This is a genomic window from Microtetraspora niveoalba, assembly GCF_001570405.1.
Taxonomy (GTDB): domain Bacteria; phylum Actinomycetota; class Actinomycetes; order Streptosporangiales; family Streptosporangiaceae; genus Microtetraspora; species Microtetraspora niveoalba.
On the sequence record NZ_BBYM01000036.1, the window covers coordinates 54,545 to 76,284 of the forward strand.

The 21,740-nt window shown below is 71.3% G+C and carries 20 protein-coding genes; 5 read left to right on the forward strand and 15 right to left on the reverse strand.

The annotated features are described in order from the left end of the window. Position 1: 1 nt before the first annotated feature. Positions 2-2,038: an APC family permease gene (locus AWQ70_RS30225; protein WP_067183548.1), complete on the reverse strand. Its 2,037-nt coding sequence runs from the start codon at positions 2,036-2,038 to the stop codon at positions 2-4. Positions 2,039-2,144: 106 nt separating this feature from the next. Between AWQ70_RS30225 and AWQ70_RS30230 the strand changes: the two genes are divergently transcribed. Further along, on the forward strand, positions 2,145-2,813 hold the full coding sequence (locus AWQ70_RS30230) for a potassium channel family protein (RefSeq protein WP_067183552.1): 669 nt from the start codon (positions 2,145-2,147) through the stop codon (positions 2,811-2,813). Then, entirely contained in the window at positions 2,813-3,472 is a 660-nt protein-coding gene (locus tag AWQ70_RS30235; RefSeq protein WP_061255321.1) for a potassium channel family protein, read from the forward strand. Before AWQ70_RS30230 ends, AWQ70_RS30235 begins: the two co-directional genes overlap by 1 nt. 47 nt (positions 3,473-3,519) lie before the next feature. Here the strand turns inward: AWQ70_RS30235 and AWQ70_RS30240 are convergent, their stop codons facing one another. From AWQ70_RS30240 to valS, 6 genes are all read right to left on the reverse strand, one after another. After that, a complete protein-coding gene (locus AWQ70_RS30240; protein ID WP_067183555.1) occupies positions 3,520-4,185 on the reverse strand; it encodes a DUF3159 domain-containing protein in 666 nt (221 codons plus the stop codon). Positions 4,186-4,281: 96 nt separating this feature from the next. After that, a complete protein-coding gene (locus AWQ70_RS30245; protein ID WP_067183559.1) occupies positions 4,282-4,671 on the reverse strand; it encodes an OB-fold nucleic acid binding domain-containing protein in 390 nt (129 codons plus the stop codon). A gap of 162 nt (positions 4,672-4,833) precedes the next feature. Further along, the gene (locus AWQ70_RS30250) at positions 4,834-5,502 is read right to left on the reverse strand and encodes a DUF3710 domain-containing protein (protein ID WP_067183618.1); all 669 of its coding nucleotides are present in this window, start codon (positions 5,500-5,502) and stop codon (positions 4,834-4,836) included. A gap of 37 nt (positions 5,503-5,539) precedes the next feature. Then, positions 5,540-5,977 carry a dUTP diphosphatase gene (gene dut, locus AWQ70_RS30255; protein ID WP_067183620.1) on the reverse strand — a complete coding sequence of 146 codons (438 nt, stop codon included), beginning with the start codon at positions 5,975-5,977 and terminating at the stop codon, positions 5,540-5,542. Between the two features lie 11 nt (positions 5,978-5,988). Then, positions 5,989-7,137 carry an AI-2E family transporter gene (locus tag AWQ70_RS30260; protein WP_245647216.1) on the reverse strand — a complete coding sequence of 383 codons (1,149 nt, stop codon included), beginning with the start codon at positions 7,135-7,137 and terminating at the stop codon, positions 5,989-5,991. A gap of 96 nt (positions 7,138-7,233) precedes the next feature. Then, positions 7,234-9,810, reverse strand: a complete 2,577-nt coding sequence (valS, locus tag AWQ70_RS30265; protein ID WP_067183564.1) for a valine--tRNA ligase — start codon at positions 9,808-9,810, stop codon at positions 7,234-7,236. Between the two features lie 69 nt (positions 9,811-9,879). Here valS and AWQ70_RS30270 point away from each other — a divergent pair, with 69 nt between their 5' ends. After that, complete coding sequence (locus AWQ70_RS30270; RefSeq protein WP_067183567.1) at positions 9,880-10,191, forward strand: DUF4235 domain-containing protein; 312 nt, start codon at positions 9,880-9,882, stop codon at positions 10,189-10,191. 3 nt (positions 10,192-10,194) lie between these two features. On the opposite strand, the gene AWQ70_RS30275 is transcribed toward AWQ70_RS30270, so the two are convergent. From AWQ70_RS30275 to AWQ70_RS30295, 5 genes are all read right to left on the reverse strand, one after another. Further along, positions 10,195-11,571: an alpha,alpha-trehalose-phosphate synthase (UDP-forming) gene (locus AWQ70_RS30275; protein WP_067183569.1), complete on the reverse strand. Its 1,377-nt coding sequence runs from the start codon at positions 11,569-11,571 to the stop codon at positions 10,195-10,197. Between the two features lie 391 nt (positions 11,572-11,962). Continuing rightward, positions 11,963-12,712, reverse strand: coding sequence for a hypothetical protein (locus tag AWQ70_RS30280; RefSeq protein ID WP_067183572.1), 750 nt, complete (start codon positions 12,710-12,712; stop codon positions 11,963-11,965). A 20-nt stretch (positions 12,713-12,732) separates the two neighbouring features. Then, the gene (locus AWQ70_RS30285; RefSeq protein WP_030505490.1) at positions 12,733-13,032 is read right to left on the reverse strand and encodes a DUF4193 domain-containing protein; all 300 of its coding nucleotides are present in this window, start codon (positions 13,030-13,032) and stop codon (positions 12,733-12,735) included. 257 nt (positions 13,033-13,289) lie between these two features. After that, complete coding sequence (locus AWQ70_RS30290; protein WP_067183623.1) at positions 13,290-14,591, reverse strand: sensor histidine kinase; 1,302 nt, start codon at positions 14,589-14,591, stop codon at positions 13,290-13,292. A 191-nt stretch (positions 14,592-14,782) separates the two neighbouring features. Continuing rightward, complete coding sequence (locus AWQ70_RS30295; protein WP_067183575.1) at positions 14,783-15,436, reverse strand: response regulator transcription factor; 654 nt, start codon at positions 15,434-15,436, stop codon at positions 14,783-14,785. 244 nt (positions 15,437-15,680) lie between these two features. On the opposite strand from AWQ70_RS30295, the gene AWQ70_RS40025 reads away from it, so the two are divergent. Further along, a complete protein-coding gene (locus AWQ70_RS40025) occupies positions 15,681-15,845 on the forward strand; it encodes a hypothetical protein (RefSeq protein WP_169808764.1) in 165 nt (54 codons plus the stop codon). A gap of 233 nt (positions 15,846-16,078) precedes the next feature. Here the strand turns inward: AWQ70_RS40025 and AWQ70_RS30300 are convergent, their stop codons facing one another. Next, positions 16,079-16,903, reverse strand: a complete 825-nt coding sequence (locus AWQ70_RS30300) for an inositol monophosphatase family protein (protein WP_067183577.1) — start codon at positions 16,901-16,903, stop codon at positions 16,079-16,081. 383 nt (positions 16,904-17,286) lie between these two features. Continuing rightward, positions 17,287-19,284, reverse strand: coding sequence for a S9 family peptidase (locus AWQ70_RS30305; RefSeq protein WP_245647218.1), 1,998 nt, complete (start codon positions 19,282-19,284; stop codon positions 17,287-17,289). Between the two features lie 175 nt (positions 19,285-19,459). Here AWQ70_RS30305 and AWQ70_RS30310 point away from each other — a divergent pair, with 175 nt between their 5' ends. Beyond that, positions 19,460-20,455, forward strand: coding sequence for a ferrochelatase (locus AWQ70_RS30310; protein ID WP_067183583.1), 996 nt, complete (start codon positions 19,460-19,462; stop codon positions 20,453-20,455). 10 nt (positions 20,456-20,465) lie between these two features. Here the strand turns inward: AWQ70_RS30310 and AWQ70_RS30315 are convergent, their stop codons facing one another. Next, positions 20,466-21,719, reverse strand: coding sequence for a lytic transglycosylase domain-containing protein (locus AWQ70_RS30315; protein ID WP_067183625.1), 1,254 nt, complete (start codon positions 21,717-21,719; stop codon positions 20,466-20,468). Positions 21,720-21,740: the final 21 nt, after the last annotated feature.

Sequence of the window (21,740 nt, forward strand, 5' to 3'; positions counted from 1 at the left end):
CTCATGCCTTGATCTCGCCCTTCTTCACGTCGGCGTGCGAACGCCGTACGGCGCCGGGCGCGAACGCCTCGGGGCGCCCCTTGAGCCGGTCGGAGGAGGCGAGCTGCCACGGCACGCTGGTCACCATCACGCCGGGCTTGAACAGCAGGCGTCCCTTCAGCCGCAGCGCGCTCTGATTGTGGAGCAGGTGCTCCCACCAGCGGCCCACGACGTACTCGGGGATGTAAACGGTCACGACGTCACGGGGCGACTTGCGACGCAGCGACTTGACGTAGTCGAGCACCGGCCCGGTGATCTCCCGGTAGGGCGAGTCGAGGATCTTCAACGGCACCGGGATGCCGCGCCGGTCCCACTCCTCCTGGAGGCGGGCCGCCTCGTCGGAGTCCACGCCCACGCTGACCGCCTCCAGGGTGGACGGCCGGGTGGCCCGCGCGTACGCGAGGGCGCGCAGCGTCGGCTTGTGGATCTTGGACACGAGCACGATGGAGTGGTTGCGCGCGGGGAGCATCGTCTCGTCGATCTCACCCTCGGGCGCGGCCAGCTCGTCGGCGACCCGGTCGTAGTGGTGGCGGATGCCCTTCATCATCAGGAACAGCACCGGCATCGCGATGCAGACGATCCACGCGCCGTGCGTGAACTTCGTGAGCAGGACGACGACGAGCACGATGGCCGTCATGACGCCGCCGAACCCGTTGATGACGCGGGAGCGGTGCATGCGGAAGCGCGTCCGGGCGTCGGCCTCGGTCCTCAGGTGCCGCGTCCAGTGCCGGACCATGCCGATCTGGCTGAGCGTGAACGACACGAACACGCCGACGATGTACAGATTGAGCAGCTTGCTGACATCGGCCTGGAACACCCAGATCAGCAGGCAGGCGCCGGCGGCGAGCAGGATGATGCCGTTGCTGAAGGCCAGCCGGTCGCCGCGGGTGTGGAGCTGGCGCGGCAGGTAGCGGTCCTGGGCGAGGATCGACGCGAGCACCGGGAAGCCGTTGAACGCGGTGTTCGCGGCCAGGAACAGGATGAGCGCGGTCACCGCGGCGATCGCGATGAACAGGATCGAGCCGTCGCCGAACACGGCGGACGCGACCTGCGCGATGATCGGCTGCTGGTAGTAGCCGGGCCCGGCGGGACGGCCGTTGATCAGGATGTCCGTGGCGATGTTCGCCGGCTCGGTCAGCTTCACCCCGGACTTGAGGCCGAGGTAGATGATGCCGCTGAACATCACGACCGCGATGAGGCCCATCATGAGCAGCGTCGTCGCGGCGTTCTTGCTCTTGGGCTTGCGGAACGCGGGCACGCCGTTGCTGATCGCCTCGACGCCGGTGAGGGCGGCGCAGCCCGAGGAGAACGCGCGCAACACCAGGAACGCCATCGCGAACCCGGCGATGTCGGCCTGTTCGGCCACGATCCGGTACTCGGCCGTCGGGGCGCGCAGCTCGTCTCCGAGCACGAGCAGCCGGAACAGCCCCCACAGGACCATGCCGATCACCGCGATCATGAACGCGTACGTCGGGACCGCGAAGGCCACACCCGACTCGCGGATGCCGCGCAGGTTCATGATGGTCAGCAGGACGACGATCGCGATCGCCACCAGCGGCCGGTTCTCCGCCACGAACGGCACCGTGGCGCCCACGTAGTCGGCGCCGTTGGCGACGGACACCGCGACGGTCAGCACGTAGTCCACGAGCAGGGCGCTCGCCACGGTGAGCCCGGCGCTCGACCCGAGGTTGGTGGTGGCGACCTCGTAGTCGCCGCCGCCGCTCGGGTAGGCGTGCACGTTCTGCCGGTACGAGGCGACCACAGTGAGCATGACCAGCACGACGCCCGCCGCGACCCACGGGCTGTAGCTGTAGAACGCGGCGCCGCCCAGCGAGAGGATGACGAGGATTTCCTGCGGCGCGTACGCGACGGAGGAGAGTGCGTCACTGGCGAAAACCGGAAGTGCAACACGTTTGGGGAGCAACTGGTCGTGGAGCTGCGTGCTGCGAAGCGCGCGCCCTACGAGAAGCCGCTTGACGAGGTCCGTCACCTTTGACACGACTGTCGATGCTAGTCCTTCACCTCGGCTCCCCGCGCACCCGGCGTCCGCTCTGGGAGACATACTGTGCTCGAAGGAGACCGCCTCTACCCAACGGCGGGAGAGCATGCATATCGTGATCATGGGATGCGGGCGGGTCGGATCGACTCTCGCCCACATTCTCGAGGACAGCGGCCACTCGGTCGCGATCATCGACCGTGACCCGCAGGCCTTCCGCAGGCTGCGCGCGGGCTTCCGAGGACGACGGGTCACCGGGGTCGGCTTCGACCGCGACGTCCTCGAGGAGGCGGGGCTGGGGACGGCGTCCGCCTTCGTCGCGGTGAGCAGCGGCGACAACTCCAACATCATCTCCGCGCGCGTGGCCCGCGAGACCTTCGGCGTGGACAACGTCGTCGCCCGCATCTACGATCCCCGGCGGGCGGAGGTCTACCAGCGGCTCGGCATCCCGACCGTGGCCACGGTCCGCTGGACCGCCGACCAGATCCTGCGCCGGGTCCTGCCCGAGGGCGCCGAGCCACTCTGGCGCGACCCCACCGGCACGGTGATCCTCGCCGAGATGGCGTTCAACGCCGGCTGGATCGGGACCCGGACCCGCAGGGTCGAGGAGGCGACGGGCAGCCGGGTCGCCTTCATCAACCGCATGGGCGAGGCCCTGGTGCCCAAGGACGACACCGTCATCCAGGACGGGGACGTCCTGCACGTCATCGCCGCCGAGAACGACATGGACCGGATCAACAAGGTGCTGGCCGCCGCACCGTCGGAGAGTGAGCACTGATGCGCGTCACCATCGCGGGCGCGGGCGCCGTCGGGCGCTCCATCGCCGCCGAGCTCCTGGAGAACGGCCACGAGGTCCTTCTCATCGACGTCGACCCACGGGCCATCAAGATCGACAGCGTTCCGCGCGCGGAATGGCTCCTCGCCGACGCGTGCGAGATCTCCTCGCTCGACGAGGCGGGGCTGAACGGCTGCCAGGTGGTGATCGCGGCCTCCGGCGACGACAAGGTCAACCTGGTCGTCTCGCTGCTGGCCAAGACCGAGTACGGCGTGCCCCGCGTCGTCGCCCGGATCAACCACCCCAAGAACGAGTGGCTGTTCAACGAGTCCTGGGGCGTCGACGTGGCGGTCTCGACACCGCGTCTGCTCTCCGCGCTGGTCGAGGAGGCCGTCAGCGTGGGCGACCTCGTCCGGCTGATGACCTTCCGGCAGGGCCAGGCGAACCTGGTCGAGCTCACCCTGGCCGAGGACGCGCCGGTGGTGGGCCAGCGGGCCGGTTCCGTCCCGTGGCCGGTGGACGCGGCGCTGGTCGCGATCCTGCGCGAGGGCCGGGTCCTGGTCCCCTCCGCCGACGATCCGCTGGAGGCCGGGGACGAGCTGCTCTTCGTGGCCAACCAGGACGTCGAGCACGAGCTGGCCGAGCTGCTGTCGGGGCGCTGAGCCCCGTAGCCGCCGCGGCGCGGCCGCCCGCCTCGGGGGCCGCGCCCTCAGCCCGCCGCGTTGTCCTGCAACGGCGTACGGCCGCGGGCGAGCACCCACACCATGGCGGCGAGCGCCGCGACCTGGAGCGGCCAGCCCAGCGCGATCTTGGTGACGCCGAGCGTGACCACCTGGTCGAACATGTAGAGCGGAAGCTGCACCACCACGCGCACCAGGCACGGCAGCATCAGCAGCCAGGTGAGCTTGGAGCACAGCCGGACCATGCCGGCGTCCTTGTGCCACGCCGTCGGGTCGCCCGTCACCGAGCCGATGAGGAAGCCGACCACCGGCCAGCGGGTCACGATCGACAGCAGCATGGCCCCGGCGTACACGGCGTTGTAGAGGATGCCGGGCAGGAAGTAGTCCTTGGCGTCGCCGCTGCGGGTGGCGAAGAACGCGCCGATGGCGATGCCGACGAGGCTGTTGAGCACGAACTGGGGCGTGCTGCGCTGGACGAGCCGCACCACCAGCAGGACCACCGCGGTCGCGATGCTGACGATCAGCGAGGGCTTGAGCTGGCTGGTGCCCACCCACATCGCGGTGAAGGCGATGGTGGGCACCGCCGCCTCGACGATCCCCCTCTTGCCGCCCAGCGCCTTGCCGAGCTGGGCGCGCAGCGCCGCCTCGACGGTGTCGTGAGCGGCGTGCGTCGCCGTGACGTCCGCTGCACTCATGATTCCTCCTCGCGTCGCGACCGGTTCGTCCGGCCGCGCGGCGCGTCGCCCGCGTCCGCCCGCCGAGGACGCGCGTTCACGCGCGCTCCCCGGCGATCACTGACCACCGGCTGGGCGAAGCTCGTAACGTGGGTTGAACATGACCTTACGGCCGTCCTGGACGCTGACCAGGCCCTCCGCGCGGACCACACGGCCCGGCTCGATGCCGACGATCTTGCGTCGGCCGAGCCACACCAGGTCGATCACGTCGGATCCGTCGTACAGCTCCGCTTCCAGGGCGGGCGCCCCGCCCCTGGGACGGAGCGTGACGGTCCGCAGCGTACCGGCGACGCAGGAGCGCTGCCGCTCACCGCAGGAGGCGATGGGCGTCGCGCCGTGGCGCCCGAGGTCCTCGCGGAGCTCTTCGGCCTCCAACTCGGCCTGGGTGCTGGTCAGCCGCTGGAAGAAGCCGCGCAGGCCCTTCCGCACCGGCTCAGCCGTGCTCATCGATCGCTCACCGTCTCCTCGCGGGCCTGGGGCCGCTTCGCCGCCGCCGGGCGCTCCCGTGGGGGGCGCGCCCCGGCGGCACTCCGCGTGCTCACCGAGCTCGCTCCGTGTACATGCTTTCCCAGCCTAGGTGATGGGACGCGGCGGAGCGCATGCCGGGTTTCACCGGATCTCGGAGATCTCCGGGCCCCGCTCGAACGGCCGGAACTCCTCGTGCTCGGGCTCCTGCTCCATGGCGTGCCTGGCCTCGGCGGGCAGCCGCAGCTCGATGGGCTCACGGGGGGCCATCGGCTCGTCGCCGCGGACCACGACGATGTCGCGGACGACGCCTTCGAGGGTCGCCGCCGCGGCCTCGTCGAGCGCGGCCCGGCCGCTCAGGGCCGCCCGCAGCAGCCAGCGCGGCCCGTCGACGCCGATGTAGCGCACCGGCTGCGGGTCGCGGCCCTCCGCCGGGACCCTCGCGGCCAGCTCCGTCCCGAAGGGACCCTCCCGCTCCTCGGTGGTGCCGCCGACGGCGGCCACCTCGCGGGCCAGCTCCGCCCGGACCTCGTCCCAGATGCCGCCGCGCTTGGGCGCGGCGAACGCCTGCACCTGCAGGGCGCTCTCCTCGACGAGGACGACGGCGCCGACGATGCTGTCACCCGACACGGTGAGCTGGACCTCGAAGCCGGGGCCGACGGGCAGGAGCAGCCCGCCCAGATCGACCCGCTCGCCCTCGGGATATCCCTCGTCCGCGTCCCACGGACCTGATTCGCGCGCGGGAGCGGCTTGCTCCTTCTCGGGTACGGCCTGCGCCGTCTCCTCCTCCGCGCGCCGGCGACGTCCGAACACGTCGTTCACACTCCTTAGGACCTGTGCTCGCCTGTGATCAACGACCGGTGGAGCCGAACCCGTTCGCACCGCGTACGGAGCCGGGCAGGCGGTCCACCTCGTGGAAGGACGCCTTCTCCACTCGCTGGATGACCAGCTGGGCGATGCGGTCGCCGCGCTTCAGCCGGGCGGCGTCCTTGGTGTCGGTGTTGAGGAGTGTCACCTTGATCTCGCCGCGGTACCCCGCGTCGACCGTGCCCGGCGCGTTCACCAGGGTGACGCCGAACTTCGACGCGAGCCCCGACCGGGGATGTACGAACGCGGCGTATCCGTCCGGAAGCGCGATCGCCACCCCGGTGCCGACGACGGCGCGTTCCCCCGGCAGCAGCTCGACATCCTCGACGGCGTACAGGTCGGCGCCTGCGTCACCGGGATGCGCGTAGCCGGGGAGCGGAAGCCCCGTGTCGAGACGGTGGATCAGCACCTCAACATTCATGAGCCAAGACACTACCCGTTGCGCTGGGGAGATACCGCCTCTCCGGGAGCGGGCGGCTCCGCCGTGGAGCGTTCCCGGGACTCGTCCCCGCTCGGGTGCAGCGGCTGGGACCGCGGGGGCTCCGTGGCCGGCGCCGGCGGCTCGCGGCGGAGCAGCTCCTGGAGCACGCGGTAGATGACCGCGGCGACCGGGACCGCGACAGCCGCGCCCGCGATGCCCGCGATGACGCCGCCCACGCCCAGCACCAGGATGATCGCCAGCGGGTGGAACTCCACCGCGCGGCCGACGATGAGCGGTTGCAGGACGTGGTTCTCCAGCTGCTGCTCGACGATCAGGACGCCGATGAAGATCACGGCTCCCAGCCAGCCCTGCGAGCCGAACGTCACGAGCGTGCCGACGGCGCCCGCGAAGAGGATGCCGACGATCGGGATGAAGCTCGATATGAAGACCAGCACCGCTATCGGCGCCCACAGCGGCACGCCGAGCACGGCCAGGGTGGCGCCGATGACGATGCCGTGTATCGCGGAGATCGCGACGGTGCCCTGGACGTAGTGCGAGAGCGTGCGCCAGGCGGACCGGCCCGCCCGGTCGACCTTGGCCGACGCGCCGCCGAACGCGCGCAGGAACCAGTTCCAGATGCGGTCGCCGTCCTTGAGGAAGAAGAACGTCACGAAGAGCATCAGCACGATGCCGGCGAGCACCTCGATCACGGCCGTGGCGCCGGTGATGACCGTCCCGGTGATCTGCCCGCGCCGCTCGGAGAGCTGTTTCGTCAGCTCGTCGATGACGCCGGTGATCTGGGACTCCTTCAGGTGGAGGGGCCCGTGGATCAGCCAGCCCTGCACGTCGTGCGAGGTCTTGGCGATCTGGTCGATGAGGCGGGGAGCCTCCTCGTTGGCCCGGGTGCCGATCAGGAACCCGATGCCGACGATGACCGCGAAGAACAGCAGCATCGTGAGCCAGGTGGCGTATATCGGCCGCATCCGCCTGCGCAGCCGGCCGGTGACCGGATAGAGCAGGGCCGTCAGCAGGAAGGCCACCGCGACCGGGAGGGCCACGATGCCGACGCGGCCGATGATCTGCCAGAAGAAGTAGATGACGACGCCGAGGACGATCAGGCACGCGCCCCACACGGCGAGTGTGATCAGCGTGGGGGGCACGTGGAGCGTTCGACGTTGCTTTTCCGGGATCACAACGTCCAGCCTGGCACGTCACCCCCCGACGCGCGCAGCCGAATATTCATCCGGCGACACACATCACGCCTGGTCGTCATCCGCGAGTGTGACGGACACCACCTGTTCGTCGCCCGCGGAGTCCAGGACGAACTCCTCGACGTTGCCCGCCGCGCACAGGTCGTCCTGCGCGTGCCGTACGAGCCGGGCCTGGGGGCCGGACACGACGAGCCGGGAGACCTCCGCCCGCATGGACAGCTTGGCCTCGGACTTGGCCTTGCGCACCCGGCGCAGCACCTCGGCGACGGCGCCCAGCACCGCCGGGTCTCCCCCGCCGCCCAGCACCGCGTCCAGCTCGGACGCGGACGGCCAGGCGGCGCGGTGGACGGACCCGGGCCGCCACCACGACCAGACCTCCTCCGTCACGAACGGCAGGAACGGTGCGAACAGCCGCAGCAGCACGTCGAGCGCCACCCGCAGCGCCGTGACGGCGGAGGCGTCCCCGTCGTAGGCGCGGGCCTTGACCAGCTCCAGGTAGTCGTCGCACAGCTCCCAGAAGAAGCGCTCGGCGCGCTCGAGCGCCCGGGTGTAGTCGTAGTCGTCGAACGCCTCGGTGGCCTCGGTCACGACGGCGCGGAGCGCGGCCAGCATGGACAGGTCGAGCGCCTCGGTGACCCGCTCCTCGCCGCCCGGGACCTCGCCGAAGCCGAGCACGAACCGGGACGCGTTGAGGATCTTGATGGCCAGCCGGCGGCCGATCTTGATCTGCCCGGTGTCGAACGCGGTGTCGGTGCCGGGCCGGCCGTTCGCCGCCCAGTAGCGCACCGCGTCCGAGCCGTACTGCTCCAGCAGGCCGAGGGGCGTGACCACGTTGCCCTTGGACTTGGACATCTTCTTGCGGTCGGGGTCGAGGATCCAGCCGGAGATCGCGGCGTGCTTCCAGGGGAGGCCGCCGTGCTCCAGGTGGGACCTGACGACCGTGGAGAACAGCCAGGTGCGGATGATCTCGTGCGCCTGCGGGCGCAGGTCCATCGGGAAAACGCGGCGGAACAGGTCGTCGTCGCGCTCCCAGCCGGCCGCGATCTGCGGGGTCAGGGACGAGGTCGCCCAGGTGTCCATCACGTCGGGGTCCCCGGCGAAGCCGAGCGGCCTGCCGCGCATGTCCTCGGTGAAGCCCGGGGGCACGTCGCTGGACGGGTCCACCGGCAGGGACGACTCGTCGGCCGGGATCGGCGCGTCGTAGACGGGCAGCCCGTCGCGGTCGAGCGGGTACCAGACGGGGATCGGCACGCCGAAGAAGCGCTGCCGGGAGATGAGCCAGTCGCCGGCCAGTCCCTCGACCCAGTTGTCGTACCTGACCCGCATATGCGGCGGGTGCCAGCGCAGCTCGGTGCCCCGGTCGAGCAGGGCGAGGCGCAGCTCGACGTCGCGGCCGCCGTTGCGGATGTACCACTGGCGGGTGGTGACGATCTCCAGCGGCCGGTCGCCCTTCTCGTAGAACTTGACCGGGCGCTGGATCTTGCGCGGCTCGCCGTCCAGGTGGCCGGACTCGGCCAGCATCTCCACGATGCGCTCGCGGGCGCTGTGCACGGTCTTGCCGCCCAGCTCCTTGTACGGCTCTGCGGGCACGCCGTCCGGCGGCTCGTTCAGCAGGCGCCCGTCCCAGCCGATCACGGGCCGGGTGGGCAGGTCGAGCTCGCGCCACCAGGTGACGTCGGTGACGTCGCCGAAGGTGCAGATCATGGCGATGCCGGAGCCCTTGTCGGGCTCGGCGAGGTGGTGGCCGAGCACCGGCACCTCGACGCCGAAGATCGGCGTGCGCACGGTCGTGCCGAACAGCGGGCGGTAGCGCTCGTCGTCGGGGTGGGCGACCAGGGCGACGCAGGCGGGGATCAGCTCGGGCCGGGTCGTCTCGATCCAGACCCGGTCGCCGAAGCCCTGCTCGCGCTGCTCGGGCGACAGCTCGAACCCGATGCGGTGGAAGGCGCCGGGCCACTCCCGGTCCTCCAGCTCGGCCTGGGCCACGGCGGTGCGGAACGTCACGTCCCACAGCGTCGGCGCCTCGGACATGTACGCCTCGCCGCGGGCGAGGTTGCGCAGGAAGGCCCGCTGGGACGCGGCCCGCGCCCGCTCGTCGATCGTGGCGTACGTCATGGACCAGTCGACGGACAGGCCGAGGCGGCGCCACAGCTCCTCGAACGCCTTCTCGTCCTCGGCGGTGAGCCGCTCGCACAGCTCGATGAAGTTCTTCCTGGACACCGGGACCTGCCCCTTGGCGCCCTTGGTCCCGCCGGCCGGCGGCTCGAACCCGGGGTCGTACGGCAGCGAGGGGTCGCAGCGGACGCCGAAGTGGTTCTGCACCCGGCGCTCGGTGGGCAGGCCGTTGTCGTCCCAGCCCATGGGGTAGAAGACCTCGCGCCCGCGCATCCGCTGGTAGCGGGCGATCGTGTCGGTGTGGGTGTAGGAGAAGACGTGCCCGACGTGGAGCGAGCCGGAGACCGTGGGCGGCGGCGTGTCGATCGAATAGACCTCGTCGCGGGGGCGGGACCGGTCGAAGCGGTAGGTCCCCTCGGCCTCCCAGCGCGCTACCCATACCGCCTCAAGTCCATCCAAAGTGGGCTTTTCGGGCATGGCGGCGGTGCGCAGCGGCTGTTCGGTCATGCCGCCTAATGGTATGGCGTCGGCGGTCATGCCGCGCGAAGAGAATAGGGTCGTTACCGAGGAGGAATCATGGCGGAAATCACGCACGCCGGCCACGGGTCCGGCACGGCGGACAAGCCCGATATGACCTGGAAGATCGTCGGCGGACTGGTGGGCCTCGGCGTGGGCTTCGCCTCGCGCAAGGTGCTCTCGTTCGCGTGGCAGAAGACGACCGGGAAGAAGCCCCCGGCCAGCGCGGACTCGCTGGACATCAGCCTCGGCGAGGCCATCGCCTACGCCGTGGTGATGGGGTTGGGCATGGAGGTAGCCCGCATCATCGCGATCCGCGCCGCGGCCAAGAAGTGGCAGTCGTGGAAGACCGAGGCCGACACCAAGCTCTGACCGTCAGCCGTTCTCCAGGGCGGTGAGGAAGTCGCCCGCCCACTTGTCGACGTTGTGGGTCGCCACGCGGCGCCGCAACGAGCGCATCCTCCGGGCCAGCTCGTGCGGCGTCGCCCTCATCGCGGCGAGCATGGCCCGCTTCATCCCGTCGATGTCGTACGGGTTGACCAGGTATGCCTGGCGCAGCTCGTCGGCGGCCCCGGCGAACTCGCTCAGCACGAGCGCCCCGCGCAGGTCGTAGCGGCAGGAGACGTACTCCTTGGCCACCAGGTTCATGCCGTCGCGCAGCGGGGTGACCACCATGACGTCGGCGGCGCGGTAGAGCGCGGCCAGCTCGTTCTTGTCGTACGACTGGTGCAGGTAGTTGATGGGCTGGCGGCCGAGCACGCCGTACTCGCCGTTGATCCGGCCGACCCGCAGCTCGATGTCGTTGCGGAGCCGGATGTACTCGGCCACCCGCTCCCTGGTGGGGGTGGCGACCTGCACGAACGCCGCCTCCCCCGGCTGGATCGAGCCGTCGGCGAGCAGCTCGCCGAACGCCTTGAGCCGCTGGCCGATGCCCTTGGTGTAGTCGAGCCGGTCGACGCCCAGCAGCACGTGCTCGGGGTCGCCCAGCTCGGCCCTGATCTCCTTGGCCCGGGCCAGGATGTGCGGCTCGCGGACGAGCTGGTCCAGGTCGCCGAAGTCGACCGAGATCGGGAACGCCTCGGCCCGGACGGTGCGGCCCTCGACCTGGACCTCGTTCCTGTGGTACTGCAGGCCGAGCAGCCGGCGGCAGAGCCGGACGAAGTTGGAGGCGCCGCCGGGCCGCTGGAACCCGACCAGGTCGGCGCCGAGCAGACCCTCCAGGATCTCCTTGCGCCACGGGAGCTGCCAGAACAGCTCGGCCGGCGGGAACGGGATGTGCAGGAAGAAGCCGATGCGCAGGTCGGGACGGAGCCGGCGCAGCATCGCGGGGACGAGCTGGAGCTGGTAGTCCTGCACCCAGACGACGGCGCCGGGGGCGGCGGCGTCGGCGGCGGCGCGGGCGAACCGGTCGTTCACCGCGCGGTAGGCGTCCCACAGGACGCGGGAGTAGACGGGCGTCGCGACGACGTCGTGGTAGAGCGGCCAGAGCGTCGCGTTGGAGAAGCCCTCGTAGTAGAGCTCCACCTCCAGAGCGGAGAGCGGTACGGGGATCAGGTGCATCCCGTCGTTGTCGAACGGCTTCAGCTCCTCGCCCGCGGCGCCGGTCCAGCCGAGCCACGCCCCGTCGCGCCGCTGCATCACCGGCGCGATCGCCGTCACCAGGCCGCCCGGGCTGCGTCGCCACTCGGTCTCGCCAACGCGGTCGACGGGCAACCGGTTCGCGACGATCAGAAACGAGCTGGTGCCATCCATGAGCCCCTCCGGAGATCGTCCTCACTAAGCCGAGCCCCCGTAGGACCACCATACGAAAGGCCATTCATACCGCCCATACCCGTCATGAAGTGCACAATTCATTCCAGCGGGTGTGAGAATGATCTCGCCAGCTCACAGGCGGTGGGCAATAGGTCTGGACCACTTGGTTACATTTCCGTACCACCCGATCACGTACCGCGCGGTGGCACCACAGGCACCGGCGAGGGCCGTGCGGCGCGGGGGTCCGTACACGGGAAGGGCGACTCGGCGACGCCGGGCGGGGTTCGGCACGGAAAGGCGCGGCGTGACTCGGCGCGGGCGGGATCAGGCGAGGCCCGGCGAAGGGGGCTCGGCAGGGACGGGGCGCCGTGCCGGCGAGGCCCGGGAAGGTTCAGGCGGGAGGAAGGGGGCGCCCGCGGAGGTCGGCGCGTACGGCCGAGGCGAGCTTCTTGGTCGCGATGCGGTTGAAGGCGCCGCCCGCGACGGCTCCCGTGAAGAAGGGGCCGAGGGTGGTGAAATGCCGCCCGAGCGTCCTCATCAGGCGGTTGCGCAGCGCGGTCTTCGCCGCGGCCCCGATCGCGATCGTGGCCGAGCCGGGGGCCAGCGGGTTCACTCCGCGCTGCCTGGCCCAGGCCACCGCGAACACGGCGGCGCGCTGGGTTCCGGTGCCGGGGACCGGCACACCGTAGATCTCGTGCAGCTCGGCGATGAGCTTGACCTCGATCGCCGCGACGACGAGCGTCTCGGCGACCAGTTGGGCGGGGGCGGAAAGCAGCAGCGGAGGTGCGGCGAACTCGGCCGCGGCCAGGGCTCCGCCCACCGCGCCGACCGCCATCGTGCCCTTCGCGGCCGTGCGCACCAGGTCGTCGGCCAGTTGCTCGCCGGTGAGTCCGTAGTGGTGCTCCCGAAGCGTCGCGGCGTCCCTGATCGGGAGACGCGGCGCGATATTCATGAAGACATCGACCAGCCAGCGGCCACGCTCCGGACCTGAGACCTTCGCCTTCTTGGCGGATGCGACGAGCGTCCCGGTGAGGCGGCCGAGCAGGCGGCGCCGCTCGGCCCCGTCCGTTTCCTCAGGGGTCACGAGCCTGCCGACCAGCTCGGCGACCTCGTCTTTCGATCGATCCGCTTCCGAAGCCAACGGACTCCTCCCAGCGTCTCCTAGGCGGCGCACTCGCGGCAGACCTGCTGGCCGTTCTTCTCCGAGGCCAACTGGCTGCGGTGATGCACCAGGAAGCAACGCGAGCAGGTGAACTCGTCGGCCTGCCGCGGGATCACGCGGAGCGACAGCTCCTCGTTCGACAGGTCCGCCCCCGGCAGCTCGAGCGACTCGGCGAGGTCCGTCTCGTCGATGTCGATGCTGCCCGACGACTTGTCACTGCGCCGCGCCTGGAGTTCCTGAAGGCTGTCCTCGTTCAGGTCGTCATCGGTCTTGCGCGGGCTGTCGTAGTCGGTAGCCATGTGCGTACTCCATCCCCCTCATCTATCTGTCGCGCCGGTCGCGCGTCTTTAACGCTTGGAAGGCCGTTCTTGTGCCCGTTTCGTCCGGGAGATTTTGCAATCGGTACCCCGGTTCCCGGATCACTGAACCTTCCGGCACGCGTGGGGATGCCGCGCAAGGCTCCAGTTAGCCAAATATGGCGAAAACCAGAGTATTGCGGGTATGACCCACCGCGTTCGACGGCACATCCAACCACATGTGCGGGGCGCCCGCTCTATCAGCGCGCCGACAGGGTCGAGGCGGCCGGAGCGCCGGACCCCGGAAGACGCACCGTCACCACGAGACCCCCTCCGTCACGGGGGACGGCGGTCACCGTCCCCCCGTGCGCGCGGACGATCGCCCGCACGATGGAGAGGCCGAGTCCCGCGCCCTTGGCGGATTCGATCCGGTCGGCGTTCAGCCTGCGGAACGGCTCGAAGATCGCGTCCACCTCGTACGCGGGGACGTGCTGTCCCGTGTTGGCGACCTGAACAACGGCGCCCCCGTCCACGATTCCCGTCCGTACCCAGACTTTTCCGGACGGGCCCGTGTTGTATTTCACGCCGTTCTCGACCAGGTTGGAGACGCAGCGTTCGAGCAGGACGGGATCGCCCGTGGCGGGCGCGGGATGGAGGTCGTGCTCGACGGTGACGTCGTGCTCGGCGGCGAAGGACGCGAGTTGCTCCACCGCGGTCGTGGCGACCTCGCGGACGTCCACCGGCTTGCGTACCGACAGCTCGCGTTCGCTGCGGGCGAGCAGGAGCAGCCCCTCGATGAGCCGCTCGTTGCGCGCGTTGGTGCCGAGGAGGGTGCGGCCGAGCACCTTGAGGTCCTCGGACGCCTCCGGGTCGGAGAGCGCGACCTCCAGGACCGTCCGGTTGATCGCGAGCGGTGTGCGCAACTCGTGGGAGGCGTTGTCCACGAACCGCCGCTGCGCGTCGAAGGCCGAGTTGAGCCGGGTGAGCATCTCGTCGAAGGTGTCCGCCAGCTCCTTGAGCTCGTCGTCCGGGCCCTGGAGGTCGATCCGCTCGTGGGCGAGGGAGGTGCCCGAGAGCTTCCTCGCCGTGGAGGTCATCTGCTTGACCGGCCGCAGCGCCCGGTCCGCGACGACGTAACCGAGGATCAGCGCGAGGATCCCCACCCCGACCAGCGCTTCCAGGGACCTGAGCAGCAGGCCTCTCCGTGCGCTCTCGATCGCCTGGTACTTGACCGACTCCCAGTAGCTCTGGAAATAGAGGACATCTTCCTGGCTGCGCCCCGCGATCGGCAGGTCCGGCCAGTTGGCCTGGATGGCCCAGCCCACCATGAGATACATCACGAACATCAGCACGGCGCCCGCGACGAAGAACAGCGCGCCGTAGGTCAGCGTCAGCCGCCATCGGATGCTCATCCGGCCGGGCAGGGCCCTCATCCGGTCGAGCAGCCCCTCTTGCTCGACCGGGTTGGCCTCCAGCGGCGGCGGGCCGTCCCAGACCGGCGGGCCGCTTGGCGGCGGGGGCACCTGGGCGCGGTACGGCCCCGTCCCCATCGCCGACGTCATCCGGCCCAGGCGCGTGCGAGGGGCCGGACGGTCGGGCCGCGCCCCCCGGCCGCCCCGGCCTCCCTCGAAGCCCGCCGCGTCCCGCTCTCCGGGCGGGGCGGGGGTGGCGGGCGTCCCGGCGATGCCGTCCGAGCCCGCGGAGGACTCCCGGGCGACGTCCGCGTCGTTCTTCGCGGGCTCGTACGGCTCGGTCACAGTCGGTATCCAACTCCCGGAACGGTCTCGATGATCTGGGGCTCACCGAGCTTCTTGCGCAGCGTCATCATGGTCACGCGGACCACGTTGGTGAACGGGTCGATGTGCTCGTCCCACGCCTTGTCGAGGAGGTCCTCCTGGCTGACGACGGCGCCCTCGGCGCGCATCAGCTCCTCCAGGACGGCGAACTCCTTCTTGGTCAGGGAGACCTCCCTGCCGTCCCTGGTCACCATGCGCTTGCCCGGGTCCAGCCGTACGCCCGCGCGTTCGAGCACGGGCGGCAGCGCCGGGGCGGAGCGGCGGCCGAGCGCGCGCACGCGGGCCACCAGCTCCATGAAGACGAACGGCTTGGCCAGGTAGTCGTCGGCGCCCAGCTCCAGGCCCTCGACCTTGTCGTCGACCTCGCCCGAGGCGGTCAGCATGATGATCCTGGACGCGGACCGCTGCGCGACGAGACGGCGGGCGACCTCGTCGCCGTGCACCTTGGGCAGGTCGCGGTCGAGCACGATCACGTCGTAGTCGATGTAACCGGTCTTCTCCAGGGCGGCGGCGCCGTCGTACGCGACGTCGACGGCCATCGCCTCGCGGCGCAGTCCGGTGGCGATCGCGTCCGCCATGACGCGTTCGTCCTCCACCACAAGCACGCGCATCCAGGTCCTCCTCGGAAGGTCTCAGGCCTTCATTGTGACGCGGTTGGACGTAAGTCGACGGTAAGCGGTCCCCCAGCTCTACGTGACGTAGAGCACAAGGATTGGGTGGTTTGAGAGTTCCTTGTGCGTGGGTAAGGCACGTCTACACCCCTCTGCCGTATGCCGGGGAAGGGCCATGCTCTCCCCAGGATCCGGTCACCGGGGTCGACCGGCACCTTTTCGCCCCCTGAGAAAGAAGGTGAGTATGGGCGAGTTCACGACCACGATCGAAACCCGGCTCAACCAGGCCTACAAGGGTCTCCAGGAAGCCACGTCGAACGGGGACGACTTCCTCGCCGACACCCTCACCGCCGAGATCGAGGACCTGCGCCGTCTGGCCGTCGATCACGGCATCGCCATCGAGCGATAGCACCCCTCGACGACGCGGGGACCCGCCCTTCCGGCGGGTCCCCGCGTCGTGCTTCATTACCCCGGTCCCCGGCCCACAGCCTTGGGGTGTGCTCTGTTGCCGCCCGCGTTTCCCGTGCCGCGTTTCCGGTGCCGCGTTTCCGGTGCCGCGTTTCCGGTGGCGGCTTTCCGGTTGCCGGGCGTCCGGCGCCCTGGGCCGTGTCCCCGGGGCACACCGGGGACCGGCTCCCGCGCTCAGTGAGCGGGCGTGTCGCGCTCCGGGTCGAGCGGCACGAGCAGGTCGTGCAGCGACTCGAACAGGCCGGGCGCCGCGCACACCAGCATGTCCGTCCCGTGCGGCCTGCCCCGCAGGCCGCCCATCCGCGCGCCGGCCTCGGTCGCGACCAGCCCGGCGGCGGCGTGGTCCCAGTAGTTGGTGCCGCGCTCGTAGTAGGCGTCCACCCGCCCGGCGGCGACCGAGCAGAGGTCGACGGCGCAGGACCCGCCTCTGCGGATGTCGCGGACGCGGGGCAGCACGTGCGCCAGCACTTCGGCCTGGACGGCGCGGCGCGCGGCCTCGTACCCGAACCCGGTCGCGACGAGCGCGCGCTCCAGCTCGACCCCGGTGTTGCAGCGCAGTCGCTCGCCGCCCAGCCAGGCGCCCTCGCCCTTGGACGCGGAGTAGAGCTCGCCGCGCTGCGGCACGCTCACCGCCCCCGCGACGATCTCGCCGTCCACCTCGACGCCGACGCTGACCGCCCAGTCGGGCAGGCCGTACAGGAAGTTGACGGTGCCGTCGATCGGGTCCACCACCCACCGGGCGCCGCCGGTGCCGGGCGTGTCGCCGCCCTCCTCGCCGAGCACCGCGTCGTACGGCCTGGCCTCGGCGATGCGGGCGCGGATCAGCTCCTCGGCGGCGCGGTCCAGCGCGGTGACGACGTCGGTGGGGCTGGACTTGGTGTCCACGACCTCCGGCCGGGCGGGACGCTTGGCGACGAGCATCCTCCCCGCCTCCTCGGCGACACTCACCGCCAGCGCCAGCAGTTCCGCGCGATCGGGTGAGATCCGCTCCTCGTCCATCCTGACCTGCCCCCTCCTCGGTCCGATCACATCATGTCCTGAAATTTCGTGACTATGGGGTCACGTGAGGAATCCTCCCAGATCGCGCTGCGGGACCGGCGAGCCCGGGACGGCGAGACGCGGCGCGGGCGCACGGGCGACGCGGCGCACGGCGCACGGGGATGTGTGGGCGACGCGGTTCCAGGGCCGGCGAACGGACGGGGAAACGACGGGAACGTCCGGGAGACGAGCGGACGGCGGAGAAGGCGGCCGGTGGGGAAGCCGACGGGCAAGCCGGCAGTGGGGGACGTGCGGGAACCGGCGGCCGGTCCGCGTGGGGGGCGCCCACGCGGACCGGCGCGGCCGGGTGGCCAGCGTGTCCGGGTCAGGCCAGCGTGTCCGGGTCAGGCCAGCGTGTCCGGCCGCGTCCACTCCTCGCCGAGGACGTGCTGGGCGAGGAAGGCCAGCACGGTCTGGTACCAGACGACGGCGTTCCCCGGCTTGAGCACCCAGTGGTTCTCGTCCGGGAAGTAGAGGAACTTGGACTCGACGCCGGACCGCTGCAGGTCCCACCAGAGCCGCAGCCCCTCCCCGATCGGCACGCGGTAGTCCTTGTCGCCGTGGATCACCAGCATCGGCGTCCTGATCTCGCCGAGCGAGTTGTGCGGGGAGAGCCGCGCGTACCGCTCGGCGCCCACACTGCCGAACTCGCGCTCCCAGTACATCGAGGCGTCGGTCGTGCCGGCGAACTGCTCCAGGTTCCACAGGGAGGCGTGGGTGACGATCGCCCTGAACCGGTCGGTGTGCCCGGCGACCCAGTTGGCCATGTAGCCGCCGAACGAGCCGCCCATCGCCGCGATCCGCTGGTCGTCGATCTCGGGCAGCTTGAGGCATTCGTCGGTGATCGCCATGAGGTCGGCGTGGGTGACCGGTCCCCAGTCGCCCCAGCCGCGGTCGATCATGCCCTGGCCGTACCCGGTGGACATGCAGGGGTCGGGCAGCAGCACGGCGTACCCGTGCTCGGCCATGATCCACGGGTTCCAGCGCCAGGACCAGTCGTTCCAGCTCCCCAACGGGCCGCCGTGGATCCACAGCAGGAACGGAGCGGGGTTCTCGGCGCTCGCCCCGGCGGGCAGGACCAGCCAGCCGCGGATCTCGGTGCCGTCGTCGGCGAGCGCGCTGACCTCGGTCAGCGTGCCGGGCAGCTCCAGGGCGGGAACGGGCGACGGCAGCGCGGTCACGGCACCGTCCGGGGCCACCCGCACCGGGGCGGGCGGGGCGCTCACGGCGCTGCGCAGCGCGTACACCGACCCGTCGGCCGCCGGGCAGAGCTCCAGGTACGCGGCGTCGTCCGGGGTGACGCGCACCGGCTCGCCGTCCCCGCTCAACGGCACACGGAAGATCGGGCGGCGGCCCTGGTGGTCGGCGGCGATGAACACCGCGTCGGAGGAGGGAGCCCAGGCGATGTCCGTCGGGAACAGCTCGCCGCCGAGCTCCCGCCCCTCACCGGTCTCCAGATCGAGGACCCACAGCCTGTACGCGGCCGACAGCTCCTCGGTCGCGTGCCGCTCCCGTAGGCAGGCGACGAACCGGCCGTCGGGGGAGATCACGACCGGCCCGTCGAAGTCGTGGGCGTCGGAGGCGGCCAGCACCCTGCGGCGCGGGCCGCTCCCGGCCTCCGCGCCCTCGCCCGCGGCCGGGTCCAGGTCGATGGCGACCAGCTCGGAACGCAGGGTGCCACCGGGGAGCGGGACGAACCAGGTGGTGACGACCGTGCCGCCGTCGGGCGTCACGTCGAACGACGCCCGCTCCAGCGACCGGCCCGGGTCGGGCACGAGGTCGTCGGCGTCCAGCCGCTCGGGCGCGGCTCCGGCGCGCGCCGCGAACAGCCGGGTCTGCCCGGGGCCGAGATCGTGGTCCCAGAAGCGGATGGGATAGCCCTCGTGCAGGATGGCGCTGATCCCCGCCTCCTTGCGGGCCTTGCGCCGGTCCGCCTCGGAGGCGGCGTCGCCCGGCAGCACGTCGGCGGCGTAGACGATCGTGCCGCCCGCCGCGCGGACGGCGGCGACGCCTCCCGGACGCTCGGCGATCCTTCTGGGCTCGCCGCGCTCCGGCAGCAGCCACAGCGCCGGGACCTCCTCCCCCTCGTCCTTGACCGTCTCGTCGGGGCGCCGCGAGACGAACAGCACCTCGCCGTTGGGGGTGAACTCGGCGCCGGCCTCGCCCTTGGCCGACCTGGTCAACCGGTGGGGGCGGCCCTCGGGGTCCAGGGGGATCTCCCAGAGCGCGGTGCCGTACGACTTCTTGTCCGGATTGAGGGACTGGACCACGGACACCAGCCGGGTCCCGTCCGGGGAGAGCCGCAGCGACAACACGCGCGGCAGGGCGATGTATTCACTCATGTCCCGGAAATGGCTCATCGATCGAACCTACCTCGGGTCCGTGGGGCCACCAAGGTCCTGATCACCCGTCCCCTCCGGCCTGGCGGGCCTGCGGACCCGACCGGCGAGGCGGCCGAATAGTCTGTGTGACCGGGCCGGTGAACGGCCGTACGGCGAGCTGATCGGGCGGGGAGCGATGAGCGGTCTGACACGTGAGGGCGGATCCGCGCCGCGGTACGACGCGCTGCTCGTGGTGTCCTTCGGCGGGCCGGAGCGGCCCGAGGACGTCATGCCGTTCCTGGAGAACGTGGTGCGCGGGCGCGGGGTGCCGCGCGAGCGGCTGCTGGAGGTCGAGGCCCACTACCAGCGCTTCGGCGGGGTCAGCCCGATCAACCAGCAGTGCCGCGACCTGATCGCGGCGCTCGACGTGGACGTCCCCGTCTATTGGGGCAACCGCAACTGGCACCCCTTCCTGGAGGACACGGTCCGGCGGATGGCGGCGGACGGGGTGCGCAGGGCGGCCGCCTTCGCCACCTCCGCGTACAGCTCGTATTCGAGCTGCCGGCAGTACATCGAGGACATCGCGCGGGCCCGGGCGGCGGTTCCGGGCGCTCCGGAGATCGTGAAGCTGCGCCACTTCTTCGACCACCCGGGCTTCGTCGCCGCGATGGCCGACCACACCCGTGCGGCCCTGGAGCGGCTGCCGGTGGAGGTGCGGGACCGGGCGCGCCTGGTGTTCACCGCGCACAGCATCCCGATCTCCATGGCGGAGACGTCCGGCCCGGCCGGCGGCGCGTACGAGGCGCAGTTGCGCCGCACCGCCTCGCTCGTCGCGGCGGAGATCCCCGGCGACCGGCCCTGGGACCTCGTCTGGCAGAGCCGCAGCGGCCCGCCGCAGATCCCGTGGCTGGAGCCCGACGTCTGCGACCACCTGGAGGAGCTGCACGCCAAGGGCACGGAGGCGGTCGTCCTGGTGCCGATCGGCTTCGTCTCCGACCACATGGAGGTCGTCTACGACCTCGACGTGGAGGCGCGGTCCCTGGCGGAGCGGCTCGGCCTGCCCCTGGCCCGCGCGGCGACGGCGGGGACGCACCCCCGGTTCGTCTCGATGATCTCCGAGCTGATGGCCGAGCCGGAGCCGGCCCCGTGCGCGGCGACCTGCTGCCCGGCGCCGGTGCGGCGGCCCCGCTGACCGGCCCCGGTCAGCGGTAGGCCCGCGCGTACGCCTCGGCGAGGCCGAGGACCTTGTTCACGTAGTCCCAGGAGTGGTTGTAGAACCAGACGGCCTTCCTGAGCTTCTCCCCGCCCTGGGCGGCCCCGTTGGCGCACAGGTACTTGGCGGCCGACGGCACGGCGTCGTAGGCGCTCCAGATGTCCGCCTTGCCGTCGCCGTCGCCGTCCACGCCGTACGCCTTCCAGGTGGCGGGCATGAACTGCATCGGGCCGAGCGCTCCGGCGGAGGAGGGGCCGTTGTTGCGCCCGTGCCCGCTCTCCACCTGCCCGATCGCGGCGAGCACGGTCCACGACAACCCCGGGCAGACCCCGGCCGACCGCCGGTAGAGCTCCAGGTAGCTCGCCGGCCGCCCCACGAGCCCCCGGCCCGCCTTCTCGCCGCCGCCCGTGCTCTTCGACGTGCTCGCGGATCCGTTCTTGCCGCCTGCCTTGCCGCCGGCCTTGCCGCCCGCGTTCTTGGCGCCGGTCTTGGCGGTCTTCCCGGGCACGGTCAGGATGTGCGTCTTCGCGCCCAGCACGCGCTTGACGGCACGCGCGTCCGGGGACTCGCCGTGGATCAGGACGACCACGCCCGGGGAGAACCCGAACCTCCGCCCGAGCTCCGCGTTGATCAGCCCGTCCACCGCGGGCAGCCCGAGCGCGGCGGAGGCGGCCAGGCGCAGCCGGGGGCCGCCGTCGATCTGGTACTGCGCGCCGAGGTTCATGCCGAGCCTGCGGACCGTCTCCGCGTCCGCCACCAGCTCGCCCCGGCTCAGGGCGCTCCACACCTCGGGGTGCTCCGCCACCGGCTGAGGAGTCCAGGACCGGAACGACGCCGGGTCGACGGCGAGCAGTTGCAGCGGGTTGCCCGCGATGCGGATGGTCCCGCCGTCCTCCGCGGCGACCTTCCGTACGCGCTTGAGACCGGCGAGCCTGCTCAGCGCCGCTTCCGGCACCGCCGATGTGGTGATCGCCATCAGCTCGGGCGGGGTCGCCCGGACCTCCGCCTCCGCGAGCACCGGTGAGCCGGTCGGCAGCGCGGGATCGGGCCGGGCGGCGGTCCGTCCGTCGTCCGCGGCCCCGGTCGTCACGCCGTGCCGGGTCTTCCCGCGACCGTCCGCGCCGCCTCCGGCGTTGTCGTTCGCGTACAGCACGGCGGCGCCCACGGCGCCGGCGACCGCCACCGAGGCCGCCAGCCCCACCACAAGCACGCGAAGCGCGGCGAACCCGGGAACACGGCGCATCCCGCCCACGCTAGCCCCTCC